Origin of the sequence: Arthrobacter sp. UKPF54-2, from assembly GCF_007858535.1 — a bacterium.
Classification (GTDB): domain Bacteria; phylum Actinomycetota; class Actinomycetes; order Actinomycetales; family Micrococcaceae; genus Arthrobacter.
This window is the reverse complement of the sequence record NZ_CP040174.1, coordinates 372,153-384,201: the sequence shown is the minus strand read 5'-3', so window position 1 is coordinate 384,201 and position 12,049 is coordinate 372,153. Positions and strand designations below refer to the sequence as shown.

General features: G+C 62.1%; 8 protein-coding genes. 3 read left to right on the top strand and 5 right to left on the bottom strand.

Annotated features, from left to right (window positions below):
* Positions 1-90: 90 nt before the first annotated feature.
* Genes E7Y32_RS01615 through E7Y32_RS01605 form a run of 3 tightly spaced genes read right to left on the bottom strand, consistent with a single transcriptional unit; the run spans position 91 to position 4,265 of the window.
* The gene (locus E7Y32_RS01615) at positions 91-1,770 is read right to left on the bottom strand and encodes a nuclease-related domain-containing DEAD/DEAH box helicase (RefSeq protein ID WP_146335535.1); all 1,680 of its coding nucleotides are present in this window, start codon (positions 1,768-1,770) and stop codon (positions 91-93) included.
* Between the two features lie 45 nt (positions 1,771-1,815).
* Positions 1,816-3,309 carry an ADP-ribosylglycohydrolase family protein gene (locus tag E7Y32_RS01610; RefSeq protein ID WP_146335534.1) on the bottom strand — a complete coding sequence of 498 codons (1,494 nt, stop codon included), beginning with the start codon at positions 3,307-3,309 and terminating at the stop codon, positions 1,816-1,818.
* The gene (locus E7Y32_RS01605) at positions 3,306-4,265 is read right to left on the bottom strand and encodes an ARPP-1 family domain-containing protein (RefSeq protein ID WP_146335532.1); all 960 of its coding nucleotides are present in this window, start codon (positions 4,263-4,265) and stop codon (positions 3,306-3,308) included. Before E7Y32_RS01605 ends, E7Y32_RS01610 begins: the two co-directional genes overlap by 4 nt.
* 93 nt (positions 4,266-4,358) lie before the next feature.
* Between E7Y32_RS01605 and E7Y32_RS01600 the strand changes: the two genes are divergently transcribed.
* The gene (locus E7Y32_RS01600) at positions 4,359-5,054 is read left to right on the top strand and encodes an NUDIX hydrolase (protein WP_222433449.1); all 696 of its coding nucleotides are present in this window, start codon (positions 4,359-4,361) and stop codon (positions 5,052-5,054) included.
* On the opposite strand, the gene E7Y32_RS01595 is transcribed toward E7Y32_RS01600, so the two are convergent.
* Positions 5,047-6,291: a type II restriction endonuclease gene (locus E7Y32_RS01595; protein ID WP_146335529.1), complete on the bottom strand. Its 1,245-nt coding sequence runs from the start codon at positions 6,289-6,291 to the stop codon at positions 5,047-5,049. The genes E7Y32_RS01600 and E7Y32_RS01595 overlap by 8 nt on opposite strands.
* 94 nt (positions 6,292-6,385) lie before the next feature.
* On the bottom strand, positions 6,386-7,633 hold the full coding sequence (dcm, locus tag E7Y32_RS01590) for a DNA (cytosine-5-)-methyltransferase (RefSeq protein WP_146335527.1): 1,248 nt from the start codon (positions 7,631-7,633) through the stop codon (positions 6,386-6,388).
* A 604-nt stretch (positions 7,634-8,237) separates the two neighbouring features.
* Here dcm and E7Y32_RS01585 point away from each other — a divergent pair.
* Together E7Y32_RS01585 and E7Y32_RS01580 are read left to right on the top strand one after the other, a co-directional pair.
* On the top strand, positions 8,238-10,901 hold the full coding sequence (locus E7Y32_RS01585) for a Z1 domain-containing protein (protein ID WP_146335525.1): 2,664 nt from the start codon (positions 8,238-8,240) through the stop codon (positions 10,899-10,901).
* A complete protein-coding gene (locus E7Y32_RS01580; protein ID WP_146335524.1) occupies positions 10,891-11,904 on the top strand; it encodes a PD-(D/E)XK motif protein in 1,014 nt (337 codons plus the stop codon). Before E7Y32_RS01585 ends, E7Y32_RS01580 begins: the two co-directional genes overlap by 11 nt.
* Positions 11,905-12,049: the final 145 nt, after the last annotated feature.

Sequence of the window (12,049 nt, the reverse complement as noted above, 5' to 3'; positions counted from 1 at the left end):
GGCGTCGAGGGTGGCCTGCAGGGCACAGCGCCAGGTTGTGGAAATTGGCGCATGAATGGCGGTGACGCTAAGCAAACCTCGCGCTTGCCTTTAGCGATCGACGGGCGTCGCCGGCGCCCATACGTCAGCCCGCGACAGGGCCGTCTTGAGATCTCGCCCGCCGGCCTCCCCCAGCAACTCAGAATCGCCAACGACGACGAGGAGACTGCGAGCCCTGGACAGGCCAACGTAGAGCTGCTCGGCTGCCCGGTCCAAGTCCTTGAAGCCGTTGACGCACAGGACTATCACTGACCGCTCCAAGCCCTTGAAGCCCAGGACATGGCCGTAGAACTCGCTTTCGTTGGCGTGGAACTCGCGCCAGTAATCCGCGGTGGTGCCGTTCTCGAAGAACTCCTTGTGGATCGGGTGGCGTTCCTTCGTGGTGAGCATTGCGATCTGGTTGTTGGCCCATCCCTCGTCGATCAGTGCGTCGATGCAGTCACCTGCGACGTCGAGGGCGTCCTCGGTGGTGCACTGAACGCGCCGAACAGGAAGGCCGGTGCTGCCGCGGGGCGTGAAGTGGTCACCTGCAAAAGATTTGAACGTTTCCGCGATTTTCCTCGTGTTGCGGAGATTCTCGTCGATGTGGATGGTCACCAGGTTTTCCAGTGGGCTGGCGTCCCGCTGTGATGGGTCGCCCCACCGCCGGTATACGTCCTGATGGTCGTCAAGGAAGGCATAGATCTCGGCGTCGTCCGTCGTCGTAGCAAGCAGCGCTTCCCACCACAACGGGGCGAAGTCCTGAGCTTCATCAACAACGATGGCATCCAGTCGCTGCTGGTGCGGGAGACTGACCGCGAGATCCTTGAGCAGCTGCGGCAGTTCTTCTTCGAAATAGGCGGGTCCCGTGCCGTCCGCCACCCCGAGCCGCCGGGCATATTCATGGAACTCTCCGGTGAAGGCTGGCTGGGCGTGGCGCCACTGCGCAACCCTGTCCTGGAGGTACTGGCTGATGCCCTTGTTGTAACTGAATAGGCCGACGCGTTTTCCCTCCTTGCAGAGGATTCGGGCTTTTTCCAAGGCAAGCCACGTCTTTCCGCTTCCCGCGCCGCCAGTGAATCGGATTCTGGGAAGAGACCTTGTGGCTTGCAGCAACACTTTTTGACGCTCAGTGAGATGATCTTGGGCATCTTCAATCTCCCTGGCGTCCAGCGGCAGGCCCGAGGCGGTGTCGAGATTGCCCGCCAGCCTGTGGACGATTCGTTCCATGTACTTCGGGGCGAGAGTGGTGGTACCGCCGCCCTCACGCTCGATGGCACTGCGGATCGCGTCGGCCGGCGATGCGATGTCGCCTTGATCCAGCACCAATGACCGAGGACATCCCGCCATTTCCCAGTCCCTGGGGACCTCGGTGTACGGGAAGGCCACCATGTAGGCGAAGCGGCTCGTGAGCGGAGTTCCGAGTTGCGTGCCGATCCACCTCTTGCAGGCATGTAGGGAGCCCTGAGATTGCGCCACCGGACTCTGAATCGGGTGAGGCCCACTCCTGTCGGACTGATACCACTGCCCGTTTTCGACAGAGACGCGGCCGCCTTTCACTTCTATGGCAGCCATCCCGACGCCGGGCCAGAGGACGAGGATGTCGATCTCATGTTCTGCGCGTCCGTCCCGCAACTGGACCGAGTGGGCAAGTACAACCTCGTCGGGAAGGCTGCTCTTCAGCGCATCCCAGACGACCTTTTCCGCCAGCTGGCCGTCACCGAACTCCGGCTTCTCCGGAATGCACTTCATTGCTGCCCCCTGCAGTTCTGACTTTGATAATCAATTTCGCTCAGCCTATTGGGTCGTTTGAAGATTCTTCAGCAACCTCAGGAACAAACCATTCGGGCTAGCACCAGGCAGGACCCGACGCACATCATCCAGCGCATCCAGCGGCGTAATCCCCGCAACCCGAGCTCCGTACAACGCGGCCACCGTCGGCGTCCGGGACTCGGCCCGGACGCAGTGCAGCAGCACGGTCTTGTCTTCCGCGCGGAAGCGTTCGACGGCGGCCGCAGCGTCGCGCAGCACGAACGCGGCGTGGGCGTTGTCCGCCTCAACGGGGGAGTCGACAACCCAGAATGTCGCGTGATCGTCCGGCGCCACGCCGGGCGCGTCCAAAGTCCCCAGCCGGCATAGCGACACCACAGCGTCGATCCCCACCTCGGCCACCCGCGAAAGGGACCCGACGCCGCCCAGCCAGACGCCGTCGTCGTGCGGGTGCTGGACCAGGGCGTCGGTGCGGCCCCACATGCTGTAGTCCTGGTGTTCGGCGCGCGGCCAGGCTGCGGGCCGGCAGCCCTCGCCCCGTCCCAGCTCCATGCCGAGCATCATCAGGTCGCGGACCCGGAGCCCGGGCCAGCCGTGCAGGCGGCGCCGCCACTCAAATGGCACCGCCGTGTAGCCATAGGCCGCACCGAGCAGGCCGCCGGCGATGGCCGCGACGGTGTCGGTGTCCCGGCCGCCGCGCACCGCTTCCTCCAGCGCGGCCCGCAGGCGCGCCGGACCGGAGGCGGACAGGCCCGCGAAGTGGATGGCGCTCCAGGCGCCCTGGAACGCCTCGACCACCCAGCCGTTGCGGCTGAAGTCCCGCGGCCGGGACCGCTCGGCCACCTCGATCCGCTCCAGCCACAGCGCAGCCCGCTCGGCGGACAGCAGGGGCAACCCGGCCCGGACGTCGAGCCGTCCGGTCAGCACCGCCGCCCGGATGGCCACACACCAGAGCCCGCAGGCTTCCTGCGCATCCTGGTCGGCATGGGTCAGCGCGCTGAGCACCCCCGCCTCGGCCATCAGCGACGCCGGCTCCCGGTCCAGGTAAGCCAGCGCAAGCGGTGCGGTGCGCATCAGCGAGCCGTTGCCGGCGCTGCGGCCGGTGCGGGCATGGAAGTCCGCGGCGGCGGCACTGAAATCGGCGGCAGTCACCTTGCTCCGCCCGGCGGCGGACGCCAGCTGCCGGGCCCCCGCGATCACGGCGCTGGTCTGGGCGCCCACATCCTTGGCCTCCTCGGCCCATGCTGTCCAGGCCCGAACCACCATGGTGGGCGCCGCGGGGGAGGAGGACCCGGCGTCGGACGCCGCCTCCAGCAACGCCTGGGCGATCGGGACGGCCATGGAGGTGTCGTCGGTCCACTCCGCCGGCGCGAACCCGAACGGTCCGCCGCCCTTCATGGTGACCTCGGCGCCGTCCGGCAACGGCGCGCCGAACTCGTAGCCGGCGCCGAGGGCGTCGCCGGCGGCCAGGGCGACGAGGACGCCGGCCGCGCGGTCATTCTGCAAGGGGGTCAGTTTCATGCCAGCTCCATCAGGGGGTGGTGGGTGTTCCAGCCGGTCAGGTGGGCCAGCTGGGGGCGGCGGGTGGGGAGCTCGACGGCGATGCCCGCGGCGGAGACGGGGCCGGCGGCGCGGGAGACGTTGCGGCTCCGGAGTGCGCCGTGGCTGCGGACTTCGACCGCCGCGGAGCCGCCGTCGAAAGCGCCGAAGTCCATGGACTGGATGTGGGCGGCGAAGTCGCGGGCCCGCTGGCCCGGCATGGGACCGGAGGCCAGCACCTGGGGTGAGAGGAGTTCGAGGTCCAGCAGCGCGGAGTCGATCAGCTGGCGGTAGTGCCGGCGGAACAGCGTGCCGGTACCAAAGACTTCGAGGAGCAGCGGCTGCGTGCCGAGACCGATTACGACGCCGCGCTGGCCCTCCAGCGGTGCGGGTGCGTCGGTGGGGTCGAAGCGGTTGTGCGCGTTGTCCTTGAATAGGTCCAGGTGGTCCAGCAGGGAGCTGGTCACCGAGGCGCCGCGGGCCGCGTCGAAGCGGCTGACCCGCTCCCAGATCCGGCCCTGCCGGTCGCCGCCGCGCCGGCCGTCGAGGCCGTTGGCCAGCTCGGACCAGACGTTCAGCGGTGCGCGCCGCGCCTGCCGGCGGTGGCTGGACTGGCCGGCTTCCCAGCGGCCGGCCTCGACGCAGAAGGTGTCGATGTCACGGGTTTCGCCCGGGCCAAGGACGACGTCGCGGGCGCAGGTCCGGTGCTGCTGTCCGCCCTCGAGAAGCTCACCTTCCAACAGCAGGGCCGGGTGCGGGCCGTTGTTGGTGACGGTGAGCCGGGCGACCTGGGGGCCGCTGGCGAGTTCGGTGACGGCGACGTCGGCGTGGGTGCCGGTGCTGATGCCCAGGTTGCCGGAACCGGAGGTCCAGACGGGGAAGATACTGAGCGGGCCGAGCGTGCTGCCGGCGCCGACGTGGAGCTGGGGGACTTGCATGGGAACCTCCGGTTGATTTAGATCATTTCTGCGCTAATTGCCTCCAGTATGCACGGCTTGCATCTTTAGCGCAATACTGAAATAAATAACCCTGTGAAGGATTCCCAGAACGGCCCCGGAACGTCCCTGCTTGACTACCCGCGCCCCTCGGTGGCAGTGGACACGGCGGTGCTGACGGTGGCGGACGCTTCCGTCTGCGTGCTGCTGGTGAGGCGCGCGGAGGACCATCAGCACGGAAGGTGGGCCCTGCCCGGCACCTTTCTGCGGGAGCGCGAGACCCTGGCGGACGCGGTGCTGCGCTGCCTCCGGGAGAAGGCCGGGATCTCCGGGCGGGTGCCGCGCCAGCTCCAGGTCTTCGACGACCCGGCGCGCGACGACCGCGGCTGGGTGCTGTCCGTGGCGCACGTGGACGTGGTGCCGCTCGCGGCCTTGGAACAGGCGCTAAAGTCCGACGGCGTCCGGCTGGCCTCCGTGACAGGGGAACCTGAGCTGATCGCCGGGCTGCCGTACGGCCACGCGGACATCGTGGCGAAGGCGGTGGAGTGGCTGCGGGGTGCCTACCGTGAGGCGCCGGACCCGGGAGAGCTGCTGGCGGAGCCCTTCACGCTGAAGGACCTGCGGGAATTGCACGAGGTGGTGGCCGGCTCGACGCTGATGCGGGACACGTTCCGGCGGTTCATGGAGCCGAAGCTGCAGGGGACGGGGCAGATGTCCGATGGAACCCGGGGAAGGCCGTCGCGGCTGTGGGTGCGGAACTTCGAAGGTGAGAGAGTAGCCGCGGCTACATGAGCAATAGCTGCGCTGGGCCCCGCCGGTCGCGTTCCTCAGCCATCGTTGCGAAGTCTGCCAAACTCATCAGCCACTGTTGCTGCTGAGGTTTGAATGGTTGGTGCAGCGGGCGGGGTATGACAAGTTGAATCCGGTGATCGCGCATTTCGTCCGTCTGAGCGACGCTGATCGGACTTTCCAGCGTCAGTAAGTGCTTATCGGGAACCCGACTGGCCTCGCTGAGTACCTGCCTCCACCTGTCCTTGCAACTGGTCTTGACGCCCAGCATCGTCAGATCGCCGTCTGGAAATGTAGGGTTGCGGTACTCGTCAATGCTGGGGAATATGAAGTCCGGGCGTATACGTTGCTCCGTCACCGGGTTGAACGTGTGGCGCAGGCGTAACGCGGCAAATAGCGCAATGAGGTGGTTTTCCAAGCCCCGTCCCGCTCTGCTCTTTCGCCGATTGTGCAGGGAGAGGGAGACTTCGATGAATCGGTCCAAATCCACTCGCCCTTCGCTGTAGAGGCTTTCCAAAGTGTCGGCAGCGAGGTGGCGCTCCAGTGTCCGGAATAGGAGTTCTTCACGTTCCATCCAAGCCATGAGCACAGAATCTGGGTCATCGACTGGGTCCAGTTCCGGGAGCGTTGAACGAGCAAAGGCTCCGAACTCAGCCGACGAAGGGAACCTGGGCCCGAACCGTTCCAGCACGCGATCTAGCCAGTCGTCGTTGGACGGTTCTACGGATATCCCGAGTGTGTCGAGCAGGTACATGGCTGTCAGGGGAAGGCCGTCTTTATCCAAGGCGGACCGAACGGAAAATCCAGAGTGTTCCAAGACTGCTGTCCCGAAGAGCCAGTCGAGTTGGGCGGCAACTGTAGAACCAGCGGGCGCAACTATGAACAGCGCGCCGCCGTCCTTGCGCTTGGCGATGAAGACGATGTCGCCGGCTTCGGCTGTCCTCATTACATCCACTGACGCGGGGTAGTAGAGCCGATACTCGGACCGATTCGGAGTGTTTATTCTGGCGTCATAGTAGGTCAGAGTGCCGTCCTCAGCCATCGATTCATCGCTATCGTCGCTGACGCGGAGGAACCGGGTGGGCACTGTCAGCTTGTCTGACGGTCTCCCGAAAAGTTCCTGAAGCGCCTTCACGCCGTCAAGCTCGTGCTGGTTCGAACTTCTCCCGACAGTTTCCACGGCACTGAGAACCTTGGCTGCGACACCGTCAAAGTGATCAGCCAGATTGCCAAAATCCACGCTCTTGCCCCTAGAAGAGTTGATGTTCGCCTACCGCAGACAATGTAGCGTGGCGCAGGCGGAAGCCTGCGCCACGACACAGCCTGAAGCAGGGTTAGGCGGACAGGCTTTCGTCTACCTTCGAAGCTTCGACGATTCGGTGCACGTGCGGAGTCATGATCCGCGCAACTTCGCGCATCACGGGCGTCACGACACTGTTTCCGAACTGCTTGTACGCCTGGGTATCACTGACGGGAATCCGAAAAGTATCGTCATAGCCCATCAGGCGGGCGCATTCTCGTGGGGTTAGTCGACGGGGCCGGTTTCCTTCCTGGGACACGAGAATTTCGGAGCCGTCTTTGTAGTACCTTGCTGACAGTGTTCGGGTCGTTCCGGATGGGTGAACGAGCCCAAACCCGAATCCGTTTCCAGCGGCTTTGTGCTTGGCCGCGTAGGCCTGAAGGTATGCCCAGAGTTTTGGCGTGAGTGTGAACTTCGGTTGAACCTCACGGTTGTCATGATCGAAGTAGCGGTCGCCGTCCCACTCAAGCAGCGGCTCCGAACCGTCCGTCCGGTGCAAAATCGTGTGTAGTTTCGGGCCCACAGGTGGCAGTTCCAGATCATCCCAGCTGAAGTCAGTGGGTTCGCGAAAGCCCACGATTATGATCCGTTCCCGGTGCTGGGGGGTAAAACCAATACCGTCGATAACCTTGAAGTGGACCTCGTATCCGAGTTCCTCCTGCAGAGTTTCCATGATGACGGCAAAAGTTCGCCCCTTGTCATGCGACCTCAGATTCTTGACGTTCTCCAGCATGAACGCGGCGGGTCGTTTTTCATCGATGATCCTGGCTACGTCGAAGAAAAGCGTGCCTTGCGTTGCGTCTTCGAAGCCATGCAGTCTGCCTAGTGAGTTCTTCTTGCTGACGCCGGCGATGGAGAACGGCTGGCACGGGAATCCGCCGAGCAGGACGTCGTGGTCGGGCACCTCGCTTGCCGGAAAGGGCTGGATGTCACCAACAAAAGTGTGAGCATCCTCTTGGTCATCCGGAAAGTTAGCCAAGTAGGTCTTCTGGGCGTAGCTATTCCATTCGCTGGTCAGGACGCAGCGGCCGCCGTGGGCTTCGAAACCCTTGCGTATGCCCCCGATGCCAGCGAAAAGATCGATAAACGTAAAATCTTGGGCGGTCGTGGCTGGCCGCAGTCCGAGCAGTTCCTTCAGCGCAGGCGCGAGCATTGTGGGGCAGGGCGTTTCGCCGTTCTCCCAGCGGGCGACGGTCCGATGGGAGACCTGCAGCTGGTCTGCAAGCTGCCGTTGAGTGTACCTTGCACGAGCCTGGGCGAGGAGAGTATTTGCGTTGTCCATCTTGTCCTAACTGGGTTGTTCACCTGACATTCTGTCCTACAAATGACCCAGCGAGGCAACGCCGCGCCGTTGCCAGATAGTCAGTAGACCGGCGCCTGCCAGGTTCGCCGGATCCGAGGTGGAACAAGACTGCCATGGACCCCCGACATGCAAGAGTCTCCGGTGATGCGCCCAACTGCAGGCCCCGCGCGAGGCAGTTGCAGGCCGCAGCCCGGAGGCCATAGTCGGGTGTCTAAGCTATGAAGTCCCTGCCGGGTCTTGCGTGGGAAAGTCCGGGGGCACGCTTGTTCAGGGCAAGCCGCAGGCGGTAGCGAACGACTCCGAGGTCGCAACAGCCGCGCAGGACTTGGAACCTGTTTTGAACTCCTCATCAACCGTTTTCTCGGTCCTGAATCAAGGCCTCATATTTGAATAAGCGAGTTTTAGCCTGAGTTGTTCTTCCCCGCCTTGCGTCTAGCGCCGCCATACCTAGGACAGCAGTAGTGAGCGCGTGTCTAAACCGGCTACCGCGGTCGGCAGCCCATAGGCGTTATGTATATTGTCGGTGGGCACCGTCAGGATTGGGGCTGTCCGTGTACGCAGAACCGACGGTGAGGAATGAACGATGGAGTGGACCGACAAGCATGAAGCGTGCCTGAAGCAGTTGACTGTGATCGTCGCAACTGGCAATACGGTTCAAGATGCCAAGAACAGCTTGGCAGTCATGGGCGTGGATGCACTCGTGCTGGATGAAGTGGAAGGCCGCTACTTCGAAATTCTTAAGGAGGTCCTCAAGAAGGACGAGGAAGGAGTTCTCGAACCGGCAAACATGGCCCCTTGGTACTTCGGCCCTCAAGCCCGGGACAAGTTCTGGCCGAAGTTGCGTGATGACCTTCTGTCCCAGCCCAAATGGAAAGATGCCGTGCCGTCCCTGGACGATACGTCCACAGCGGTCGTGGCACGGCTCGGCAACCCGGCCGACCACCGGTTCGCCAAACGCGGCCTCGTTCTCGGCTACGTCCAGTCTGGTAAAACCGCGAACTTCACGGCAACGATAGCCAAGGCCGCCGATGCTGGATACCGGCTGTTCATCGTCTTGTCGGGGGTGCATAACTCGCTCCGACGCCAGACTCAGCTTCGCTTAGAACAACAAATCGTCGACATCAACCCGATCAACTGGGTCGGGCTGACTACCGAGGAAGCCGATTTCGGCAACCCCGTGATGGCATTGCCGCTAGTAGCCGGGAGCGAGCTCAAGCTCCTGGCAGTGGTGAAGAAGAACGTCTCGCGCCTCACAAACCTCGTCAATTGGTTGGAAACAGCCCAGGAGCATGGGGCGCTCAACAATTGCCCTATCTTGATCATTGACGATGAAGCAGATCAGGCGAGCATCAACACAGCCAATACAATGGCGCCCGGATCCGAACTCAATTCGTCGGCCATTCACGCGAAGTTGAAGTCGCTTCTGAATTTCCCAAAGGTGACATATCTGGGATACACCGCCACACCCTTTGCGAATGTCCTCGCCAACCCGAAGGACTCCGAGGGGATCTACCCCCGCGATTTCATTTATCCGCTCCCCAAGCCGAAGGACTATTTTGGCGCCGAGGAACTCTTCGGCACTCCGATCTCTGAGGACGAGGACCTGACCGCGGCGGCAGGCCACGACATGATCCGTTTTGTGCCGGAAGCCGAGGCCAAGGGATACGTTGTGACAGCTAAGAAGTCCCCGCCGGCGAAAGTTTCACCGGCTCTTGGTGACGCCATCAGGTGGTTCATCATGGCCACAGCTGCACGACGAGCCCGCGCAGGCGTGGATGAACACTCCAGCATGCTCGTCCACACTACGATGCGGGTGCAGCCGCAGCTGGACTTTGTCCCGGTCATTAGAAAGCACCTGAAGGTCCTTTCCCAGGAGTGGTTGGCAGGTGACATGGACGGATGGCGTCAACAATGGGAGTTTGAAACATTGGCCGAGCCAGCGGAGCGGCATGAACTGTCTCCGATTAGTTTCCAAGAGATGTCCGAGGCTGTGCCGTCGGTCCTGGCGAAGATCCAAGTGCTGGCTGATAATAGTTTTTCGGATGACCGTCTCATCTATACGGACGAGCCTGCTACGGTCATCGCTGTGGGCGGGAATACCTTGTCTCGCGGGCTGACCTTGGAAGGACTGATCTCGTCGTTCTTCCTGCGAAGCTCATCGATGTACGATTCGGCGCTCCAAATGGGCCGTTGGTTTGGCTATCGAACTGGCTACGCAGACCTCCCGCGAGTGTGGACCACCGCCTCGTTGGCCAACGATTTCCGTTTCCTGTCAGAGATCGAATCATCCATACGAGAGGACATAGCTCGATATGCTCAGGACGGGCTGACCCCCGGTGAGCTGGCTGTGAGACTGCTGCTGCATCCCAAGATGCAGATCACCTCCAAACTGAAAATGCAGTACGCGGTCCCGGTTACGGCGTCGTTCAGTTCCGCACGGCCGCAGACAATCATGTTCGATCACAAAGTCAGTAAGGTCGTTGATGCGAACTGGGCAGCGGCCACGCGACTGATATCGGATAACGCTGGCAAAGCCACGGCGGACACCATGCACCCAGGCTCTCTCCTGCTCAAGGATGTCTCGGCGGAGGGTGTGTTGAGTTTCTTGAGCCAGTACTCGTTCCACTCGTCTTCGGAAATGGGTGGGAACCTGCTGACCGAATACGTCCGGCGCCAGGTCGAATTCGGGAGGCTCGTTTCGTGGAATGTAGCCGTGGTCTCTCGGGACACGCCGCATCCCGACTACGACGACGTCAGCATGGGACTTGTGCGCCCCTTCCACCCGATCGGGCGTTCACGCGTCGTCGTGGGTGCTCGGGAGGACTGGGAAGACAGTCCTGCCTACCTCAAGGCGATCACGTCGACGTCGGACTTCACTCTGGACCTGGATCGTCATCCATCGTCCACTTCAGCCATCGTAAAAGCCCGAAACGAATGCGGCACGCCTCTGCTGCTGATATACCCGATCGCGCCGAACTCGAAACCCGCATCGACGTCCGAGGGCGCTAATCCAGAAACCAACGGAAAGGGCGAAAAGAGGGTTCAGCTGGATGCGGTTGGTCCGCTCGTCGGCTTGGCGATGTGCCTGCCCGCCGCAGCTCCTGGCTCTGAGCCAAAGGACATGATGCACGTTGACTTGGGCAAGCTGGACAGCAGCACCATCACCGCGACGTCGGACGAGGACGTTGATGAAGATGTGTACGTTGATACCGAGAACACCCTGAATCAGGTGTCTCTTGACGGCTAGCCAGTATTCCTTTGAGTCAATCTGGAACGTGGTCCACTCCTTAGCCGTTCAAGGCTCGGCCGAGCTCTATATGCACACGTTGGGGCCAGCTATCGAGGCTGGCCCGCTCATCGCTGCAGCCAATCCGGCGGGGCAGTTCACGGTGCTTGTTCCGCTGCTCAGTGGTGAGGCGTTCGCGGACCAGTTGGGCGGCGCAGCCATTCGTTTGGAGCGAACTCTTGTCAAAGGAAAGTCGTATGCATCTGTCACATGTGTCGACTCGGATCTGAACGACGTTTTCATCATTTTTGTTCGCGACTTGGTCCGACGTCTGCCATCCTCCGGACCCTGTGCAGGGGTTTTGACAGACCATGTCGAACATTGGAGAGAGCTTTTTGCGCGGACGAAATTGTCCGGATTGCTGACGCTTCCGCAGGCCGCTGGGCTGCTTGCGGAATTGCTTACGTTGGAGCGAATCCTGTCTCGGGACCGCGCGCGAGGATTGGCTGTCTGGTCCGGGCCTTCTAAATCACAACACGACTTCAGAGTGAGTGGGCATGCCTTGGAAGTCAAGGCCTCCCTCGCCCGCGAGGGACATCGAACCAAAATCAGTAGTGTCGAACAGCTCAACGAACCGAGCAACAGCACGCTCTATTTGAGCCTTTTCAAGTTCTTACTCGCCCCCGAGGGCGACTCGCTGCCAAAGGCAGTTCGTCGGATCAAAGCACTCAATGTCGATCCGCTTGAATTTGAACTTCTTCTGCTGAGGGCAGGGTACCGAGCCGGCTTCGAGGACATTTACGGGGCATACACTCTCAGCATCTCGACTGAACACACTTTTGACGTGACGGAACCAGCGTTCCCCCGGATTGTTCCTGGGAAGTTTGCCCAAGCTCAAGTCCCTGATGGAGTGGAGCAAATCAGCTACGTCATCGACTTGGCGGGGCAGTTGAACGCCTCGCTTTCGCAGACCCAGCTCGATGCCCTCTATATGTGCCTGGCGGGAGGAACCACTGATGCTTGAATGGATCCCCGAGCGACTCCCCCCGAGCGGTGGCCTGTCCGCGGAGGGTTTCTACAAGCTATTAGGCCGACCCTCGCTTGACCCTCTGACGGTGCTGGTACGAGAGACTGCTCAGAACAGCTGGGATGCCCGACCTCATGGTGCT